Annotated in this window: 16 protein-coding genes; 9 read left to right on the top strand and 7 right to left on the bottom strand. The window is 64.1% G+C overall.

Translation table 11 applies throughout. The features are described from left to right. Nucleotides 1-74: 74 nt before the first annotated feature. Entirely contained in the window at nucleotides 75-1,871 is a 1,797-nt protein-coding gene (locus GR328_RS27165; protein WP_246215712.1) for an OmpA family protein, read from the bottom strand. A gap of 197 nt (nucleotides 1,872-2,068) precedes the next feature. Between GR328_RS27165 and recO the strand changes: the two genes are divergently transcribed. Together recO and parC are read left to right on the top strand one after the other, a co-directional pair. After that, entirely contained in the window at nucleotides 2,069-2,800 is a 732-nt protein-coding gene (gene recO, locus GR328_RS06025) for a DNA repair protein RecO (RefSeq protein ID WP_160883620.1), read from the top strand. Between the two features lie 67 nt (nucleotides 2,801-2,867). Beyond that, the gene (gene parC, locus GR328_RS06020) at nucleotides 2,868-5,114 is read left to right on the top strand and encodes a DNA topoisomerase IV subunit A (RefSeq protein ID WP_160883619.1); all 2,247 of its coding nucleotides are present in this window, start codon (nucleotides 2,868-2,870) and stop codon (nucleotides 5,112-5,114) included. Nucleotides 5,115-5,277: 163 nt separating this feature from the next. On the opposite strand, the gene wrbA is transcribed toward parC, so the two are convergent. From wrbA to hemB, 6 genes are all read right to left on the bottom strand, one after another. Continuing rightward, nucleotides 5,278-5,958, bottom strand: a complete 681-nt coding sequence (gene wrbA, locus GR328_RS06015) for an NAD(P)H:quinone oxidoreductase (protein WP_160883618.1) — start codon at nucleotides 5,956-5,958, stop codon at nucleotides 5,278-5,280. A gap of 89 nt (nucleotides 5,959-6,047) precedes the next feature. Further along, nucleotides 6,048-6,794 carry an arginyltransferase gene (locus tag GR328_RS06010; protein WP_160883617.1) on the bottom strand — a complete coding sequence of 249 codons (747 nt, stop codon included), beginning with the start codon at nucleotides 6,792-6,794 and terminating at the stop codon, nucleotides 6,048-6,050. Between the two features lie 103 nt (nucleotides 6,795-6,897). After that, nucleotides 6,898-7,383, bottom strand: a complete 486-nt coding sequence (locus GR328_RS06005) for an RDD family protein (RefSeq protein ID WP_160883616.1) — start codon at nucleotides 7,381-7,383, stop codon at nucleotides 6,898-6,900. A gap of 10 nt (nucleotides 7,384-7,393) precedes the next feature. Further along, a complete protein-coding gene (locus tag GR328_RS06000) occupies nucleotides 7,394-8,635 on the bottom strand; it encodes a threonine ammonia-lyase (RefSeq protein ID WP_160883615.1) in 1,242 nt (413 codons plus the stop codon). Between the two features lie 31 nt (nucleotides 8,636-8,666). Beyond that, nucleotides 8,667-10,022, bottom strand: coding sequence for a branched-chain amino acid ABC transporter permease (locus GR328_RS05995; protein WP_160883614.1), 1,356 nt, complete (start codon nucleotides 10,020-10,022; stop codon nucleotides 8,667-8,669). A 15-nt stretch (nucleotides 10,023-10,037) separates the two neighbouring features. Then, nucleotides 10,038-11,078, bottom strand: coding sequence for a porphobilinogen synthase (gene hemB, locus GR328_RS05990; protein ID WP_160883613.1), 1,041 nt, complete (start codon nucleotides 11,076-11,078; stop codon nucleotides 10,038-10,040). A gap of 192 nt (nucleotides 11,079-11,270) precedes the next feature. On the opposite strand from hemB, the gene GR328_RS05985 reads away from it, so the two are divergent. The 7 genes from GR328_RS05985 to GR328_RS05955 all read left to right on the top strand — a co-directional run bounded on the left by GR328_RS05985 (nucleotide 11,271) and on the right by GR328_RS05955 (nucleotide 18,751). After that, complete coding sequence (locus GR328_RS05985; RefSeq protein ID WP_160883612.1) at nucleotides 11,271-12,323, top strand: enoyl-CoA hydratase/isomerase family protein; 1,053 nt, start codon at nucleotides 11,271-11,273, stop codon at nucleotides 12,321-12,323. Continuing rightward, nucleotides 12,323-12,781, top strand: a complete 459-nt coding sequence (locus tag GR328_RS05980) for a DUF6163 family protein (protein WP_160883611.1) — start codon at nucleotides 12,323-12,325, stop codon at nucleotides 12,779-12,781. The genes GR328_RS05985 and GR328_RS05980 overlap by 1 nt, the downstream gene beginning before the upstream one ends. A 315-nt stretch (nucleotides 12,782-13,096) precedes the next feature. Next, complete coding sequence (locus GR328_RS05975) at nucleotides 13,097-14,353, top strand: L,D-transpeptidase family protein (RefSeq protein WP_160883610.1); 1,257 nt, start codon at nucleotides 13,097-13,099, stop codon at nucleotides 14,351-14,353. Between the two features lie 809 nt (nucleotides 14,354-15,162). Continuing rightward, on the top strand, nucleotides 15,163-16,467 hold the full coding sequence (glyA, locus tag GR328_RS05970) for a serine hydroxymethyltransferase (RefSeq protein ID WP_160883609.1): 1,305 nt from the start codon (nucleotides 15,163-15,165) through the stop codon (nucleotides 16,465-16,467). A gap of 15 nt (nucleotides 16,468-16,482) precedes the next feature. After that, a complete protein-coding gene (nrdR, locus tag GR328_RS05965; RefSeq protein ID WP_160883608.1) occupies nucleotides 16,483-16,980 on the top strand; it encodes a transcriptional regulator NrdR in 498 nt (165 codons plus the stop codon). After that, nucleotides 16,980-18,116 (top strand): bifunctional diaminohydroxyphosphoribosylaminopyrimidine deaminase/5-amino-6-(5-phosphoribosylamino)uracil reductase RibD, encoded by a 1,137-nt coding sequence (ribD, locus tag GR328_RS05960; protein WP_246215711.1) that lies wholly within the window; start codon nucleotides 16,980-16,982, stop codon nucleotides 18,114-18,116. Before nrdR ends, ribD begins: the two co-directional genes overlap by 1 nt. Continuing rightward, complete coding sequence (locus tag GR328_RS05955) at nucleotides 18,116-18,751, top strand: riboflavin synthase (RefSeq protein ID WP_160883607.1); 636 nt, start codon at nucleotides 18,116-18,118, stop codon at nucleotides 18,749-18,751. Before ribD ends, GR328_RS05955 begins: the two co-directional genes overlap by 1 nt. The last annotated feature ends 25 nt before the right edge of the window (nucleotides 18,752-18,776 follow it).

Raw genomic sequence — 18,776 nt, 5'->3', positions numbered from 1 at the left:
TGGCGCAATAAAAAATCGCCCGGCAATTCATGTTCATTGCCGGGCGATCGCTCCTGTTTGAGGGTGGTACAGCGTTACTGTTGGTTTTGTCCCTGCAGCAGCGGGGTGATGCGGCGCAGGGTAACGCGGCGGTTTTCCTCCTCGGGGCCCTGGGAGTTCACCTTCAGATACTGCTCGCCATAACCCTGTGTGGTGAGGTTTTCTGGAGGGATCTGGAACTGCTGTGTGAGGATCGTGGCCACCGTTTCCGCACGACGGTCCGAGAGAGTCAGGTTGTCCTCGTCCGAGCCGACCGCATCGGTATGACCTTCCACCAGGAAGATCTCGTTCGGATTGCGGGAGATGGCCTGCCGCAATCCGTCGGCGATCACCCGAAGGGCGTCGACCTGATCCGGCGGCAGCTCCCAGGAGCCGAACTCGAAGTTGATGGTATCCAGATCCACGCGGCGCATGCGCTCACGCAGCGGCTGGCTGCGGCGGACCTCGTCGAGGGTGTAGGCACGTTCGATGCGCTCGACCGGTGGGGCCGTGAAGGCTTCGACGATGTCGGCCTCGGAGGCGCGTTCCGTCTCGACGATGTATTCCTCGCGCGGGATGCGGACCACCGGCGGCGGAAGCCTTAGGACCTCTTCCTCCACATAACCGTAGCCCGGACGCACACCGATGCCGCTGCGGCGGTTCTCGATGAGAATGACCTCCCGGCCTGCGGGCTCGCGCCGGATGCGGCGGATCAGATTGCCGTATTCGTCGCGGACGGAAACGATTTCCGATCCGTCAGGGCGGCGGACGATCGTCACTTCCTCGCCTTGGCCGCGGCGCTCTACGCGTACGTCGTCCGCGCCGTAGATGCGGCGGAAGCGCTCCGCTTCATCATGCCGGATGATGACGGTGTTGCCTTCGCGGATGATCGTGCGGTTGCCGGGCTCTTCGATGATGACGCGATCGCCCTCCCTGCGCTCGCGGCGCTGACCGCGCAGATCTTCGATGCGTACCCGCGACGCATCAAGGGGACGAGCCTCCCGGGGAGCGGCCTGCTGTGGCGCTGCCGGTTCCGGCGCCGTGGGTTGAGCGCGAGGCGCGGGGTCGGTCTGCGTCGGAGCCGGGGCATCCGGAGCGGATCGCGTGCTGGGCGCAGGCGCAGTCTGTGCGGGCGCGGGTGCGGTGCGTTGAGACGGCTCGGAGGGGGGGCGGGCGCGCTCCTGCTCGCGTCGCTGCTCAGGCTCCCGTCGCTGCCTGTCGGTCGGGCTTGGTACGGCAGGTGCCGACCTTGGCTCGGCAGGAGCCGTGAAGGGAGGGGTTGGGGTATCTGCCGGCGGACGGGTCGGCCTGTCGGGAGCTTGCTCCCGGGGGCGTTCTTGCTGCGGCTGGTCACGCTCCCGGCGCGTGGGGCGAGGAGGGGTCTCTTCCTGAGTGCGTGTCCGTTCCGCAGGGGCCTGGTTCTGCCGGGCAGGTGCTGTCCGCTCTGCCGGTTGGCGCTGCTCTTGGGTGCGGGGCTCCTGGGTGCGGGGCTCCTGGGTTCTCCGCTCCTGGCGCTGGCGCGGGGCTGTCGGGGCATCGCTCTCGGGGGTGGCAGCGCGCGGCCTGCGGGGCTGGTCTGAGCCGCCGTCCTCTCCGCCACCGCGCTGTGGGCGCGGCGGTCCATCTTCGTCGTCCGCCCCCGTACGACCTTGGCGTCGCGTCGGGCCGGAGGCGCCGTCCTCGTCTTGTCCTCCCGGCCTCGGTCGGACGCGCGGGGGCTGCTGGGGCCGATCGCCGGTATCAGCCTGCGCCACGGTGACGGCAGGGGCTCCCGGCTGGATTGCAGAGGCGTTCGCCGACAGCATCATCAGCGGAATGGCAGTGCTCGCAAGGAGCAGGTTCGGGAACTTCATGATCCTCAATTCACATTTGGAGAATTCGATGTTCGAGAATGCCAAGCTGCCAATTTTGTTCCGAGAGAGGTCCCTAAAGTGCTTGGAAATTATCTTAACGTATTTGTCCGATGCTCTTGTAAAATATGGAAAAAAGCCCGTTTGGCGCTTATATCAGGGCCTCAGCTGGCAAGGCTCAAGGAAAGCACCCGCACCCGATGCAATGGACCGATGAAGGCGTCGTTCTCGGCGTCCGCAAACTTGGCGAGACGAGTGTCATCCTCGAGCTGCTGACGCGCGAGCACGGCCGCCACTCCGGTCTCGTCCACGGCGGGCGCTCCAAGGCCCTGCAGCCTGTGCTCCAGCCCGGTAATACCGTCCAGGCGACCTGGCGGGCGCGGCTTGACGAGCATCTGGGAACCTTCCACGTGGAAGGCATCAAGCTGCGGGCCTCTCGCCTCATGGGATCGTCCCTGGCGCTTTATGGCCTTTCCGCCCTGGCGCACCTGCTGCGCTATGTTCCAGAACGAGACCCGCATTTCGCCCTCTATGAAACCTTGACGGTTCTGGTGGACCACCTAGACGACCCGGATCTCGCGCCCGCGCTCTTCGTGCGGTTCGAACTCGCGATGCTGGCGGAACTCGGCTTCGGCCTGGATCTGGATTCCTGCGCGGCCACGGGAACCGCGAGAGACCTCATCTATGTCTCGCCCAGGAGCGGACGGGCCGTGAGCGCGGCTGCGGGGGAGCCCTACAAGGACCGGCTGCTGAAACTCCCGGGCTTCCTGATCGGCCAGACGAAGGCCAACCGGCCCAGCGGGAGCGAGATCAGAGCCGGATTTGCGCTGACGGACTTCTTCCTGCATCAGAACGTCTTCGCGCCCCAGGGCCAGCGGGCGCCGGAGGAGCGTGCGCGTTTCGTCGCACTTGCGACAGCTGGGGATGAATGAGGTTTGTTTCTGTTATGTTCTCATTTCAGGTGATAAAGAAGCGATTCGCAGTTGAGGAATTCGAGTAATGGGTAAGCCGGTCAATCCACCCTCTGGCGGCGGGATCGAGAACATCAATCTCAAGGACGCCCTGGAAGAGCGCTATCTGGCCTATGCGCTCTCCACGATCATGCACCGTGCGCTGCCAGATGCGCGGGACGGTCTGAAGCCCGTCCACCGCCGCATCCTGCATGCAATGCGGCTCCTGAAGCTCGATCCGAAATCAGCGCCGAAGAAATGCGCCCGCATCGTTGGCGACGTGATGGGTCAGTACCACCCGCACGGCGACCAGTCGATCTACGACGCGCTGGTGCGCATGGCGCAGGACTTCGCCCAGCGCTATCCGCTCGCAGACGGACAGGGCAATTTCGGCAATATCGATGGCGACGGCGCCGCCGCCATGCGTTACACCGAGGCCAAGCTGACGGAGGTCGCGCGGCTTCTGCTGGAGGGAATCGACGAGGATTCTGTCGATTTCCGCGAAACCTACGATCAGGCCAATGAAGAGCCGGTGGTTTTGCCTGCCGCCTTCCCAAATCTGCTCGCCAACGGCTCTCAGGGTATCGCGGTCGGCATGGCCACCTCCATCCCACCGCACAACGCGGCGGAGCTGTGCGACGCGGCTCTGCATCTCATATCGAAGCCCAACGCTTCGACAGAACAGCTGATGCAGTTCGTGCAGGGCCCGGATCTGCCGACGGGCGGAATCATCGTCGACACCCCGGCTTCCATGGCCGAGACTTACAGTACGGGTCGCGGCTCCTTCCGCGTGCGCGCCCGCTGGCACAAGGAGGATCTCGGGCGCGGCAACTGGCAGATCGTCGTCACCGAGATCCCTTACTCCGTGCCGAAATCTCGCCTGATCGAGAAGATTGCGGAACTCCTGCAGGACAAGAAGCTGCCGCTGCTGGCCGATATCCGTGATGAATCGGCGGAGGACATCCGCGTTGTCCTGGAGCCACGCGCGAAGACCGTCGACCCGATCATCCTCATGGAATCGTTGTTCAAGCTGACTGAGCTCGAAAGCCGCATCCCGATGAACGTGAACGTTCTCGCCGGCGGCAAGGTGCCGAAGGTCTTGAGCCTGGCGGAGTGCCTGCGCGAGTGGCTCGACCATCGCCGCGAGGTGCTGATCCGCCGCTCGACCTTCCGCTTGGCCGCGATCGATCGCCGCTTGGAGATCCTCGGCGGCCTGCTCATCGTCTATCTCGACCTCGACCGGGTGATCAAGATCATCCGCGAGGAGGATGAGCCAAAGGCCGAGTTGATGCGCGTCTTCAAGCTTACCGAGGTTCAGGCGAACGCCATCTTGGACACGCGCCTGCGCTCGCTCCGCAAGCTCGAAGAGATGGAGCTCAAGCGCGAGCAGAAGAACCTGCAGGACGAAAAGGCCAAGATCGAGGAACTGCTCGGCTCCGAAAAGATTCAGTGGAAGGCCGTCTCCGCCGATATCAAGGAGGTTCGCAAGACCTTCGGTCCCGATACCGCACTCGGCAAGCGCCGTACCACCTTCGCCGAGGCGCCGGATACCTCCGACATCGACTTTGCTGAAGCCATGATCGAGCGGGAGCCGATCACGGTCATCGTCTCCGAGAAGGGGTGGGTCCGTGCCATGAAGGGGCACCAGGAGGATCTCTCCTCGCTGCAGTTCAGGGGCGACGACAAGCTCAGGACGGCCTTCTTCGCCGAAACCACGTCCAAGATCATCGTGGTGGCGGATAACGGGCGCTTCTTCACGCTCGATGCATCGAAGCTTCCGGGTGGCCGAGGCTTCGGCGATCCGATCCGCCTCATGGTCGATCTCGAAGAAGGGGCGGATTTCATCTCGGCCTTCCCGTACAAATCTGGCTCGAAGCTCCTCGTGGTGGGATCGGATGGGCGTGGCTTCATCGTACCGGCCGACGACGTCACGGCGAATACACGCAAGGGCAAACAGATCCTCAACCTCGATGCGCCGGCTAAAATGGTGGTCTGTGCCGACGCTCAGGGCGATCATGTCGCAATCATCGGGGAGAACCGGAAGCTCCTGATCTTCCCCGTGAAGCAGATTCCCGAGATGACTCGCGGCAAGGGGGTTCGCCTCCAGCGCTACAAGGACGGCGGCGTTTCCGATGCCAAGGTCTTCACGCTGAAGGAGGGGCTCACCTGGAGGGACACGTCGGGCCGCACCTGGACAGTGGCGAAGGAAGACCTGCGCGACTGGCTGGGGGACCGCACCGAAGCAGGCCGCCTGCCGCCGAAGGGCTTCCCGAAGTCCAACAAGTTCGGCGAGTGAGACAGGGGCAGCCGCCGTTCCGGACTCTATCGGCCAATCCGAAGGGTATGAGGAACTTCCTTCTCGTCATGGCCGGGCTCGCCCCGGCCATCCGCGTGTTGAAAGCTCTGCGCCGTTCGAAATGGTTCTTGATCCCCTTGTCTTCTGCGCGGGATGAAGGGTTTCACGATTGATCCGCCGTTCCGCCCGTCGTCTCCGTCGGGTTCTGCATGTCAGGCGGTACGGGGCCTCGCTCTCCCGCGCCGCGCTCCAGCCTGGCGGCGATCTCGGCCACGTGCCGTCCCTGGAAGCGGGCGCCCTCCAGCTCGTTCTCACTAGGCTGGCGTGAGCCGTCACTGCCCGCGAGCGTCGTCGCGCCATAGGGCGTGCCTCCTGATATCTCGTCCATCTTCGACTGACCGGGATAGGAATAGGGCAGGCCCACGATGATCATGCCATGATGGAGCAATGTCGTGTGGAAAGAGGTGATCGTCGTCTCCTGGCCGCCGTGCTGCGTGGCCGTCGAGGCGAAGACGCTGCCCACTTTGCCCACCAGCGCGCCTTTCACCCAGAGCCCGCCGGTCTGATCCAGAAAGTTGCGCATCTGCGCCGCCATGTTGCCGTAGCGCGTAGGGGTCCCGAAGACGATGGCGTCGTAGTCCGCGAGTTCGTTCGGATTCGCAATAGGCGCATCCTGGTCGACCTTCATACCGGACTTGCGCGCAATCTCCTCCGGTACGAGCTCGGGAACGCGTTTGATAGTCACTTCGGTGCCGGGCACGGAACGCGCGCCATCCGCAATGGCCCGGGCCATCGTTTCGACATGCCCGTAAGACGAGTAATAAAGAACGAGAATTTTCGCCATCGCGCGGTCCTTCGCTGCGGGGAGTTACGCAACGAACGAGGAGCCGAGGATGTTGTTCCTGCTTCGGGTCAAGGAACGCCGGACTCCGGTTATCCCGCTCGCACCCAGCCATGGGCGCTCAGTCGCTCCTGAGGTGTGAAGCGAGCCTTGTACCCCATCTTCTTCGAGCCTTCGACCCAGTAGCCGAGATAGAGATATGGCAGTCCCATCGCTTTCGCACGGCGAATGTGGTCGAGAATCATGAAGGTTCCCGGACTCCGGGCCTGATGTTCCGGATCATAGAAGGAATAGACCATCGACAGGCCGTCGCTCATCACGTCCGTGAGAGCGACAGCGATGAGACCGCCTTCGCCCCTTCCGGTGATGCCGCTGTCGATCCCGCGCCGGCGGTATTCGATCAGCAGCGTGTCTACGTGACTGTCCTCGACCATCATGGAGTAGTCGAGGACCGTCATGTCGGCCATGCCGCCATCGGCATGGCGAGCATCGACGTAGCGGCGGAACAGGGAATATTGCTCCGAACTTGGACGGTTTGGGATCTCGTTGCCGATCAGGTCAGCATTGCTCCTGATAACCCGCTTCAAGTTCCCGGACGGCTCGAATTCGTCGACGAGGACGCGCACGGACACGCAGGCGCGGCAGGTGTCGCAGGCGGGCCTGTAGGCGATCGTTTGCGAGCGGCGGAAGCCGCCCTGCGTGAGGATCTCATTCAGCTCGCGCCCGCGTCGTCCGACGATGTGGGTGAAAACTTTCCGCTCCTCCTTGCCTGGCAGATAGGGGCAGGCAGAGGGAGAGGTGAGATAAAATTGCGGTGTGTCGCGGGAGTGACTCGTCAAGCCGGGAAGCCTTGTGGAGAAACCTTGAGCGCTGAATCAACGCTTCAAGGATAACATTGGTGCCCGCGCCGTCCAGGAAAAGAGCGGATGAGTCGCAGTCTTGTTATTCGCTCCGGATGATCAGCATTCCCGTGAGCAGATCGCGGATGAAGCGGCCGTCGTTGCGGATGAAGCCCACGAGCACGTCGCAGGCCCAGAGCAGGAAGGTTGAGATGGCGACGTAGAAGAACAGCGCGTGTACCGCGGCCGCGAGCATGGAGACCCGCCGCCCGGTCGACGGATCGACCACGCGAAGGCCCATGGTGCGCATTCCCACGGTAGCCTGGTTGGGGCCGCCGATGGTGACCGCGTTGTAGACGATGAAGATCAGGGCGGTAAGGGGCAGCGCAAAAAACAGGCCCCAGCCCAGCCCCAGGGTGATGAGCCCCAGGAAGAAGATGCCGATGGAGATCAGCACCACCCAGAGCGCGACGACGAGCAGGTCAATGAGATAGGCCCAGAACCGGCGGGCTATGACGCCGTCGGTCAAGCGGCTGTCCACCTGAAACGCGCTGTAGTCGACGGTTGACGGGTAGGGCCGGTTGACCATGTCTTCATCCTCAATAGGCGGTCTCCGATAGACAGCGGGAGTCGATCCGCTGCGGCGCCAGGCCCTCCGCCTTCAGAGCCTCGAATACCTCAAATGTATGTTGTCTGTCGCGCGTTTCGATAGTGATGTCGATGGAAACCCCCTTGGCGGGTACGTCGAGGAACAACCGCCCGTGGGATACCTCGAGGATGTTGGCGCCAAGATCCCCGAGAAGGCTGGCCACCCGGCCCAGGAGGCCGGGTCTGTCATGGGAGGTGATGCGGAAGGAGGCGATCCGGTCGTCCCGCTCCAGTTCCCGCACCATCACCGAGGCGAGGATGCGCGCGTCGATGTTGCCGCCGCAGAGCACCAGGCCGACCTGTTTGCTCTTGAATCGATCCGGCTCGGCCAGCATCGCGGCAAGGCCCGCAGCACCCGCGCCCTCGGCCATGGTGCGCTGGAGGGTGGCATAGGCATTGACCGCCCGTTCGATCAGCGGTTCCTCGACGAGGATGATGTCCGAAACGAGATCGCGCACGACGGGCAGCGGTAGTTGCCCAACCGTCTTCACGGCGATGCCCTCGGCCAGGGTCGCGCCGCCGATCGGCCGGTCCTCGCCCCGAATCGCGTTGGTAAAGGAGGGATAGAGCGCCGCTTCCACGCCGATGATCTCGATGGAAGGCTTCAGGGCCTTCGCGGCTATTGCGATTCCCGAGATCAGGCCGCCGCCGCCGATGGGAACCACAATCTGGTCGAGATCGGGAGCGTCCGCGAGCATTTCCAAGGCGATCGTGCCCTGGCCGGCCATGACCCTGGGATCGTCGTAGGGATGGACGAAGACGAGGCCCTCAGCCGCGGCGATCTCGCGCGCCCTGGCGGCGGATTCATAGAGCGTCTCTCCGAAAAGCACCACGCGCGCGCCATAGGAGCGGGTGTTCTCCGCCTTCACCAGAGGCGCGCTCTCCGGCATGACGATGACGGCCGGGATGCCGAGGCGGCGGGCATGATAGGCGACGGCTTGCGCGTGGTTGCCCGCAGACATGGCGATCACTCCACGCTGACGCTCCTCAGAGGTCAGGCTTTCCAGCTTGTTCGCGGCGCCCCGTTCCTTGAAGGAGCCTGTCGGCTGCATGTTCTCGTGCTTCACGCAGACGCTCGCCCCGGTGATCTGGGAAAGGCGCGGCGCGGGCACGAGCGGAGTGCGAAGGACCTGGCCCTGAATCGTGCGGGCCGCGCGCTCCACGTCCTGAAGGGTGATGGCATGTTCGGCCAAGGCTTCCTCCGTTTTATCCTGAAATAGTTCCCTAGACGGGTCTTGGCGTCGCCTCCTGAAGCCCCAGCAATCCGCCCGGGCGGAAGATCAGGAAGACGACGAGCGCGGCGTAAAGCGCCATGTCCCGCCCTTCGATGGGTAGATAAGCCGACCAGACGGTTTCGAACAATCCAATAATGAAACCTCCTAACAAGGCTCCGGGTATCGAGCCGATGCCGCCGATGATCGCGCCGATCAGGGCCTTGAGGCCGTACTGGAAGCCGCCGGAAAAGCCCAAACCTCCATACTGCACGACGATCAGCATGCCCGAGAGCCCTGCCATGCCTCCCGCGAGTGCCAGCGTCTGGGTGAGGAGGCGAGGGCCGTTGACGCCCATCATGGCCGCGGCACGCGAATCGTCCGCAACCGCCCGCCATGCCCGTCCGAATCCCGTTGCCTTCATCAGCCACAGGAGAGCAAGGGAGGCCGTCAGCCCGAGACCCGCCGTGACGAGGCTGATCGGTGTGAGACTGACCAGAAAATCGTTAGAGCGCGCCAAAGGCCAGGCTGCGGACCAGATCGGCGGAAGCCAGACCGTCACAGGGCTCTGCACGAGGCGCAGGTATTCCATCAGCACGAGCGACAGGCCGACCGTCGCGATGAGACTCGGCTGGGGACTGGCGGCCTGGATGCGGCTGATGGTGAAGTGTCCCCCGACGGCGCCGTGCATCGCGCCCGCGAATACTGCGGCAGCCAAGCCCGCACAGATGCCGGCGAGCGGCGAGTTCAAACCGGAGACCAGGACAATGGCGGCCCCCGCTACCGTTGCGGCCGATCCGGCCGCCGCCAGTTCCCCGAAAGCCGGATTGATCCGTCCGCTCAGGCCGAAAACGAGCGCGAAGGCGACGGAAAGAAGGGCATAGATCGCAGTGCGTGGAAGACTGACGAGTATCTGCTGCAGCCAATAGGCGAAGCCGGCCGGTATCTCGACCACGCTCGCATGGGGCGGATTGCCCGGATCGGCGGCGATGCCCTCGGGCGTTTCCATATAGTATTGCTTGAGTAGGTAGAGGCTCGCGCCCGAGACGGGTCCTTCCTCAGTGGCAAGTCCGACCAGTTCCGCTTTCTTGAAGGAAAGGCCCTCGGCGGCGAAGGTGCAGGTGGCATATCGGTCGAGAGGGGGGCGATCCGGGTACTGCGCCGAATAGAGAACAGTCAGGCTGCGGGCGGCAGGACCGGCCTGGATCCGTTGGACGGTGATCGTCGCGCCGGCGTTGAGCGCGGGAAGGGTGGAGCGGCACACGCGCGCCTGATCCGCGTCGATGGCCAATCCGCAGGCGGCGAGAAGGAACAGGCCCGCAAGACCGGCGATCGAACGCCACGCCTCGAGGAAACCTGCCCCTCTCATCTGCGGCCTTGCACGTCAGGCTTGGGCCTTCAGCCTCTCCGCGACGCGCGGCGCGAAATAGGTCAGAATGCCGTCGGCGCCAGCCCGCTTGAAGGCGAGCAGGCTTTCCATCACGGCGCGCTCACCGTCGATCCAGCCGTTGTCGGCAGCGCCCTGGATCATCGCGTATTCGCCCGATACCTGATAGGCGAAGGTCGGGACGGCGAAGGTCTCCTTCACCCGGTGCACGATGTCGAGATAGGGCATTCCGGGCTTGACCATGATCATGTCCGCGCCCTCGTCGAGGTCGAGGGCGACCTCGCGCATGGCCTCGTCCGTATTGGCTGGATCCATCTGATAGGTTCGCTTGTCGCCGACCAGCGTGGCACTGGTGCCGATGGCGTCGCGGAATGGGCCATAGAAGGCCGAGGCGTATTTCGCCGCATAGGCCATGATCTGCACGTCCTGGAATCCGGCCTCGTCGAGCGCGGCGCGGATCGCGCCCACGCGACCGTCCATCATGTCCGAGGGAGCGATGATGTCGGAGCCCGCCTCCGCCTGGAGAACGGCCTGCTTCGCGAGCAGGGCCACCGTCTCGTCGTTGAGGATCCGGTCGCCGTCCATCACGCCGTCATGTCCGTGGCTGGTATAGGGATCAAGGGCCACATCCGTGATCACGCCGATCCCGGGGACGGCACGCTTGATCTCGCGCACGGCGCGGTTAACCAGGTTTCCGCCGTTGAGCGATTCTGAGCCCTTCGGGTCCCGCAGGGCCGGATCGGTATAGGGGAAGAGGGCGATGGCCGGGATGCCGAGGGCGGCGGCGCGCTCGGCTTCTTTCACCACCTCGCCGATGGTCAGGCGTTCCACCCCCGGCATGGAGACGACCGGATGACGTCCGCTTGCGCCCTCGACCACGAAAAGCGGCCAGATCAGATCGCTTGTCGTGAGCACGTTTTCTCGCACCAGCCGCCTGGACCACTCGGCCTTGCGATTGCGTCGCGGGCGGTGAGACAGATTCAGGGAAGAAGCGGATTCCTGAGCTGCGGGGCGGGGGAGCGGCGACAGTTTCGACATAATCCTCATCCGGCGCCGGCTTCGATGCGCCAGCGCGTCGGATGACGGGTAGCACATTTAAATCACTCTAAAAAAGGATTCGGCGTCGCATCCGCCACATTCCTGCGTGTGAAGCCAGACAGGTCTGCCATGCATTGACGGTAATCCTGGGCCCTGTTTAATCGCGGGCAGGCTTTTAAGGGGAAGCGATCCATGGACGAGAGCGCGGAAGTCATTTGCGAGAAGCAGGGGGCAGCCGGTGTCATCACCCTCAACCGCCCGCGTGCGCTCAATGCCTTGACCCTTGCCATGGTCCGCGAGATGCGCCGCGCTCTCGACGGCTGGGCCAGGGATCCGCAGGTCACCCGCATCATCGTCGAGGGGGCGGGCGAAAAGGCATTCTGCGCCGGGGGCGACATCCGGCGTCTGACTGAACTTCTACAGGCCGGCAAGCGCGACGAGGCCCTCGCCTTCTGGCGGGAGGAGTACCAGCTCAACATCCTCATCAAGCGCTATGCCAAACCGTACGTTTCCCTCATCGACGGCATCGTCATGGGCGGCGGCGTGGGCGTATCTCTGCATGGCTCCCACAGGGTTGCGGGCGAGCGCTACCTCTTCGCGATGCCGGAGGTCGGCATCGGCTTCTTCCCCGATGTGGGTGCAACCTATGCCCTTCCGCGCCTCCCGGGGCAGGCGGGCATGTATCTCGCGCTGACGGGCGAGCGGGTGAAGTGGGCGGATGCGCTGGCGCTGGGCCTTGCCACCCATGCGGTTGCAAGCGCGGGCATGGTGCCTCTGCGCCAAGCCCTGATCGAGGGCGCACCGGTCGAGGAGGCGCTGGCGCAGGCATCGGTCGATCCGGGTCCCGCCCCCCTGAGCGCCGAGCGCTCGGTAATCGATTCCTGCTTTGCCGCCGAGAACGTGCCAGCCGTCCTCAGGCATCTCGATGAGGCAGCGGGCAAGGGATCTGAATTCGCCGGGAGGACCGCTGCCGGAATGCGGAAGAAATCGCCGACGAGCATGAGCATCGCCTTCGAGCAGGTGCGCCGGGGAGCGTCCCTCGACTTCGAGGAAGCCATGAGAACGGAATTCCGCATCGTTTCGCGGATCGGCGACGGCAAGGACTTTTTCGAGGGCGTGCGCGCGGTTCTGATCGACAAGGACAATCAGCCTCGCTGGGAGCCTGCTACCCTCGAGGCCGTGACGCGCGAGGCCGTCGACCGTTATTTTGCCGACCTGGGCCCGCATGAACTGGAGACCGCCTGATGTCCCGCAACGGCAATCACGGTACGCCGCAGGATGCAGGTATGGATTATCTCTCGGACCGGATCGAGGAGCGCCAGCCGGCCCCCACCTCCATGCGCTGGGGCTTCGTTCTCACCTGGTTCATGCGGGTTCTTGCCATCGTCTGGATCATGAAGGGCCTCAGCTCCTGGTCCGTCATCCTGGGCATCTGGACGCCCATTGGGCAGTTCGAGGCCCGGTCGACAGGTTATCAGGCGACGATCATCTACTTCGCGCTGATTGATCTCATTGCCGCAGTGGGACTCTGGATGGCCAGTACCTGGGGCGGGATCATGTGGCTGCTGGCGGTCATGAGCCACCTGATTCTCGCGGCCTTCTTTCCGGGCATCGTCACCAGCGGCCCGATGACGATCGTATTCTTCCTGACCCTCGTGGCGGTCTATATCGCCGTTTCCTGGCTCGCGGCGCAGGAAGAATGAGGGAAAGCGCCCATTGCTAGCAGGTTTCGCGGCCTCGCCGCGGCAGGATCCAGAGGCGACATTGAGGATCGGGCCTCTCACAGGGAAGTGTATCCTCAAGAACACAGTTCACTGTTACATCGCAGGATGTTACGGTATCCGGAGTCGAAGGCGGCAGCGGGGACCGATCTGCCATAAAACGGCCCCGATGTTTTTCGTTTTCGATACAGTTCCTTAATCCAATCCCGGCAGTTTCGGCCGGGAGCGGGGGTGTCCGGGCGATTGTCCTGACACGTCCCGTTGCCGAGCCACCTTAACCGAGAAGAGCCTGCGCTCATGTTGTCTCGCCGTGCCCTCCTGACAGGATCGCTAGCCCTTGTCCTCACGCCTGCCTCCGTCGCCATGGCCCAGAGGCAGGCCGAGTGGTCGCAGAACTACGAGGCCGTGTCCCGCACTCGCGTGCAGCGGACCTCGACCCCGATGCTCTCCCAGGAATCCCTGGCCGCCACGGAGCAGATGATCGAGTACTACCGCAACATCGCCGCCCGCGGCGGGTGGCTGCCGGTCCAGGGCGTGCAGGGTCTGCGCGTTGGCTCCAAGAGCCCTGCGGTTGTAGCACTGCGCCAGCGCCTGATCATCACTGGGGATCTCGATCCGGCAGCGGGCGAATCCCCGATCTACGATTCTTACGTGGAGGCGGGAGTACGCCGCTTCCAGGCTCGCCACGGCATCAGCTCCACGGGGACCATGACGGCCGCGACCGTGACCGCGATGAACGTGCCGGTGGATGTCCGCATCCGTCAGCTCGAGATCAACCTGGGCCGACTGCGCAGCCTCGTGGCGGGCGGTCTGCCCAACCGTTACGTGGTCGCCAACATCCCTGCCGCGCTTGTCGAGACGGTGGAGGCGGGTGTGGTCCACACCCGCCACGCCGCCGGCGTCGGCAAGATCGATCGTCAATCGCCGCTCCTGAGCTCCAAGGTGGTGGAAGTGAACTTCAACCCCTACTGGACCGTGCCCGCTTCTATCATCAAGAAGGACCTGATCCCGAAGATGCAGAAGGAGCCGAACTACCTGACGGACAACAAGATCCGCATCTTCAAAGGCGACCAGGAGATCCCGCCGTCCCAGGTGAACTGGTTCTCGGACGAGGCGACCCGTTACCGCTTCCGCCAGGACCCGGGCGGCGAGCTCAACTCCATGGGCTTCGTGCGCATCAACATCCCGAACCAGCACGGGGTGTACATGCACGATACGCCCTCGAAGGGCATTTTCGGGGACGATTTCCGCTTCGTCTCCTCGGGCTGCATCCGCGTGCAGAACGTTCGCGACTACATCGAGTGGCTCCTGAAGGACACCCCCGGCTGGACCCGGGAGCAGATCGACGCGACCTTCAAGTCCGGCGAGCGCATCGACGCGCGCCTCGCCCAGCCGGTTCCGATCCACTGGATCTACATGACCGCCTGGGCGACCCCGGACGGGCTCGTGCAGTTCCGGGACGACATCTACAACAAGGACGGTCTGGGCAGCGCCATCCCGGTGGCCAGCCGCACCCCGACCGAGCCGGACGAGGAAATGTTCCTCCAGAACTAAATTCTTGCAATGTTGTTTCGAGTATGAACCTTAAGGTGGAGTTTCTGAACTCCACCTTTTTTATTAGTGCGAGTGTTCGGAAGAGGATCTTAGTTAGCGTATAGGCTATTCTCGTGTCTCGCTTTGGCGTTTTCCGTTAACTCTCCTGGTATTGCTGATAATAATTTTATTTGCGTACAATTGTGACTCTGAAAAACACGTCATCATGCTTGAATGTGATGATGATATGCGAGGTCGATTTACTGTCTATAAAGCCCCTATAACAGATATTGATCCTGACGCGCCGGCGATAGTGCAGGTTGTAGAACGTAACAAACCCGTACTTGCGTTCGTTCCATTCCATAAAGGCCTGAGTTTCCGAGCATCATATCGTGGTCGCGCTCCGCCCTTCACAACCGAGCGATCAAAGCCCTCTGAAACGCCAGCGTTCTCGTGCTCAGCATCGGAACACGCGGGATGCTCATGGACGAGTGGTGGATCGATTTGCCACCGCACACTGAGTTTTGCTTGGTGCTGACCGATCCTCAGCAAGATTGCTTCGGGAGCCCAGAGGTGGAAGTCGATCGGGCCTTCGTCGACCATCTGGTCCAGCGTGTGCCTCAAGCCAGACGCCCGCCCACGAATTCATATAACGATGAAGATGCCTGGTGGAGCCGATAGACCACACTCTTGCGGGTGTTGCCTTTCAGCGGTCGGATCAACATGTCTCCACAGTGGCTTGGCGCGCTCGGGCTGCACATGATAAAGGCCTGGGTCATCGGGGAATTGAGCACCTTTCAGGCGGGGCTCACAGCAAGGCGAGAACGATCATGAGCGCGAGCGAAGCAGCAAGAAGTCACCTGTCCAACAGCTTTTTCTCGGCCGGCCTCGCCGAGAGCGATCCCGAGATCGCCCGCGCCATCGGGCTCGAACTCGGCCGCCAGCGTGACGAGATCGAGCTGATCGCTTCCGAGAACATCGTGTCCCGCGCCGTGCTGGAGGCGCAAGGGTCGGTGATGACCAACAAGTACGCGGAAGGCTATCCGGGCCGCCGCTACTATGGCGGCTGCCAGTTCGTGGACATGGCCGAGGAACTCGCCATCGAGCGCGCCAAGCGCCTCTTCGACTGCAGGTTCGCCAACGTGCAGCCCAATTCCGGCTCCCAGGCCAACCAGGCCGTGTTCATGGCGCTCATGAAGCCCGGCGACACCTTCATGGGGCTCGATCTCGCCTGCGGCGGCCACCTGACCCACGGCTCGCCGGTGAACATGTCCGGCAAGTGGTTCAACGTGGTGAGCTACAAGGTCCGCGAGGACGACCAGATCATCGACATGGACGAGGTCGCTCGCCTTGCCCGGGAGCACAAGCCGAAGGTGATCGTGGCCGGCGGCTCGGCCTATTCGCGGTTCTGGGACTTCGCCCGCTTCCGCGAGATCGCGGACGAGATCGGGGCCTTCTTCATGGTCGACATCGCGCATTTCGCGGGCCTCGTGGCCGGCGGCGCGCATCCGTCGCCGTTCCCCCATGCCCACGTGGTCACCACCACCACCCACAAGACCCTGCGCGGCCCGCGCGGCGGGATGATCCTCACCAACGACGAGGATCTGGCGAAGAAGATCAACTCCGCCATCTTCCCCGGCCTCCAGGGCGGCCCGCTCATGCATGTGATCGCCGCCAAGGCCGTCGCCTTCGGGGAGGCGCTGCGCCCCGAGTTCAAGCTCTATGCCCATTCCGTCGTCGAGAACGCCAAGGTGCTCGCCGACACCATGCTTGCGGGCGGCTATGCCATCGTCGCCGGTGGCACGGACAACCACCTGATGCTCGTGGACCTGCGCCCGAAGAAGCTCACCGGCAAGGCCGCCGAGGCCGCTCTGGGCCGTGCGCACATCACCTGCAACAAGAACGGCGTGCCCTTCGATCCCGAAAAGCCGATGGTCACTTCCGGCATTCGTCTCGGCACCCCCGCCGCCACCTCGCGCGGGTTCGGCGCGGCCGAGTTCCGGAAGGTCGGCGAGCTGATCGTCGAGACGCTCGACGGTCTTGCAAAGCATGGCGCGGAAGCCAATGCCGCGGTCGAGGAGTCGGTCAAGGCCCGTGTCCATGAGCTGACCCGCCGCTTCCCGATCTACGCTTAAAATTCGGATCGAAAGATGCGCTGTCCCTATTGCGGGAGTCTCGACACCCAGGTGAAGGATTCCCGGCCGACGGACGATTCCTCCTCCATCCGCCGCCGCCGCATCTGCCCGGATTGCGGTGGCCGCTTCACGACTTTCGAGCGCGTTCAGCTGCGCGAGCTCACGGTGGTGAAGCGTTCAGGGAGGCGCGTTCCCTTCGATCGCGACAAGCTCCAGCAGTCGGTGGAAGTGGCCTTGCGCAAGCGCTCGGTGGATCCCGAGCGCGTCGAGCGCATGATCAACGGCATCGTGCGCCAGCTCGAGAGCATGGGCGACGGCGAGGTGCCCAGCGAGACCGTGGGCGAACTCGTGATGGAAGGGCTCAAAGCCCTCGACGACGTGGCCTATGTCCGCTTCGCTTCCGTCTACAAGAATTTCCGTGAAGCCAAGGACTTCGAGGAGATTCTTGGCAAACTGGCGGAAGAGCCGGAGGATGCTCCGCGGCTGAAGAAGAAGCCCGCGCAGTCCGAGTGATGAGTTCCACCAGCGTACAGGATCGGGCCTCCGCGAGAAACGGCCGGGACGAGCGCCTGATGCGCCTTGCCATCGCGCTCGGCGAGCGCAACCTCGGCCGAACCTGGCCCAATCCCTCGGTGGGCTCGGTCGTCGTAGACGAGAGCGGCGGCGCTCCCGTCATCATCGCGCAAGGGGTCACTCAGCCGGGCGGCCGCCCGCACGCCGAGCGTGTGGCGCTCGCCGCAGCGGGTGAACGGGCGAAGGGCGCGACTCTCTACGTTTCCCTGGAGCCGTGCTCCCACCACGGCAGAACGCCGCCCTGTGCGGATGCGGTGGTGGAGGCGGGCATCGGCCGCGTGGTTTCGGCGATCGGGGACCCGGATTCCCGGGTCGCCGGGCTCGGTTACGCCCGCCTGCGGGCCGCCGGAATCGAGGTGGTGGCAGGTTGCCTGGAGCCTCTGGCCCGCCGGGCCCATCGCGGGCACATCACCCGCGTCACGAAGGGGCGGCCCGCCGTCACGGTGAAGCTCGCCCGCACGACGGAAGGGCTGGCGGGATCGCGCCAGGGACCGCGCCTGATGATCACGGGCGAGATCGCCAACGGGAAAGTGCACCTCATGCGGGCTCATGCGGACGCCGTCATGGTCGGCGTGGGAACCGTTCTGGCAGACGATCCGCTGCTCAATGTGCGCCTGCCCGGTCTCGAGAGCCGCTCGCCCATTCGCATCGTGCTCGACTCGCACCTGCGGACTCCCGTGACGGCTCGCATCGTCGCAGGAGCCAGCGAGATCCCGACCTGGATCGTCACCACGGTCGCCGCGCCCGTCGAGGCGGAGCGGGCGCTGGCCGCGCAGGGAGTGGAGGTGCTGCGGGTCTCGGTTGAGGGAGGGCAGGTGTCGCTCCAGGAGGCTCTGGCCCTCCTCGGCACGCGCGGCCTCACCCGCGTGTTCTGCGAGGGCGGTCCGGGGCTGGCGGATGCGCTGGCCCAGGCCGATCTCATTGACGAGCTGATCCTCATCACCGGGCGCTCCGCACGCGGTCAGGGCGACGTGCCCGCCCTCGGGCTCGCGCTCCAGGACCGCATGGACGTCCTCGATCTTTACGCCGACGAGCAGGTCGGCTCCGATCTTTTCATGTTCTGGGAGAAGCCCTGATGTTTACGGGTATCGTCACCGATGTCGGCGAGGTCGTGTCCGCGGAAGGGACGCAGGGCACCCTGAAACGCCTGCGCATCCACGCCTCCTACGATCCCGCGACCATCGCGCTCGGGGCCTCCATCGCCTGCGGCGGGCCGTGCCTGACCGTGGTGGCGTTCGGTCCTCGCGAGGACGGCTGCTGGTTCGACGTGGATGCGGCGGCGGAAACGCTCGAACGCACGACGGTCGGCGAATGGAAGGCCGGAACGAGAATCAACCTGGAACGCTCGCTCAAGATCGGCGACGAGCTCGGCGGCCATATCGTCACCGGCCACGTGGACGGTCTTGCCACCATCGTCGCGCGGGAGGCGATCACCGCCGGGGACAATCCCTGGGGGCCTACCGCCCGCTTCGTCATCAAGGCTCCGACCGATCTTGCGCCCTTCATTGCTGAGAAGGGCTCGGTATGCCTTGACGGCACGTCGCTGACCGTCAATTCGGTGGATGGGGATGTCTTCTCCGTACTCATCATCCCGCACACGCTCGCGGTGACCACCTGGGGCGAGCGCAGGGAGGGCGACAGGCTCAACCTCGAGGTCGATCTGATGGCCCGCTACGCCGCACGGCTTGCGGAGGCCCGCCGGGCGGGTTAGGGAACGCCAGCATTTCCCTCTGTGT

This window comes from Microvirga makkahensis (assembly GCF_009830105.1).
Lineage (GTDB): Bacteria > Pseudomonadota > Alphaproteobacteria > Rhizobiales > Beijerinckiaceae > Microvirga > Microvirga makkahensis.
The sequence above is the reverse complement of the archived record's forward strand: the minus strand, read 5'-3'. Positions and strand labels throughout refer to the sequence as shown.

Coding starts and splice junctions, on each gene's coding strand:
- GR328_RS27165 (WP_246215712.1), bottom strand. CDS start 1,871: ATGAAGTTCCCGAACCTGCTCCTTGCGAGCACTGCCATTCCGCTGATG.
- recO (WP_160883620.1), top strand. CDS start 2,069: ATGCAATGGACCGATGAAGGCGTCGTTCTCGGCGTCCGCAAACTTGGC.
- parC (WP_160883619.1), top strand. CDS start 2,868: ATGGGTAAGCCGGTCAATCCACCCTCTGGCGGCGGGATCGAGAACATC.
- wrbA (WP_160883618.1), bottom strand. CDS start 5,958: ATGGCGAAAATTCTCGTTCTTTATTACTCGTCTTACGGGCATGTCGAA.
- GR328_RS06005 (WP_160883616.1), bottom strand. CDS start 7,383: ATGGTCAACCGGCCCTACCCGTCAACCGTCGACTACAGCGCGTTTCAG.
- GR328_RS05995 (WP_160883614.1), bottom strand. CDS start 10,022: ATGAGAGGGGCAGGTTTCCTCGAGGCGTGGCGTTCGATCGCCGGTCTT.
- hemB (WP_160883613.1), bottom strand. CDS start 11,078: ATGTCGAAACTGTCGCCGCTCCCCCGCCCCGCAGCTCAGGAATCCGCT.
- GR328_RS05985 (WP_160883612.1), top strand. CDS start 11,271: ATGGACGAGAGCGCGGAAGTCATTTGCGAGAAGCAGGGGGCAGCCGGT.
- GR328_RS05980 (WP_160883611.1), top strand. CDS start 12,323: ATGTCCCGCAACGGCAATCACGGTACGCCGCAGGATGCAGGTATGGAT.
- GR328_RS05975 (WP_160883610.1), top strand. CDS start 13,097: ATGTTGTCTCGCCGTGCCCTCCTGACAGGATCGCTAGCCCTTGTCCTC.
- glyA (WP_160883609.1), top strand. CDS start 15,163: ATGAGCGCGAGCGAAGCAGCAAGAAGTCACCTGTCCAACAGCTTTTTC.
- nrdR (WP_160883608.1), top strand. CDS start 16,483: ATGCGCTGTCCCTATTGCGGGAGTCTCGACACCCAGGTGAAGGATTCC.
- ribD (WP_246215711.1), top strand. CDS start 16,980: ATGAGTTCCACCAGCGTACAGGATCGGGCCTCCGCGAGAAACGGCCGG.
- GR328_RS05955 (WP_160883607.1), top strand. CDS start 18,116: ATGTTTACGGGTATCGTCACCGATGTCGGCGAGGTCGTGTCCGCGGAA.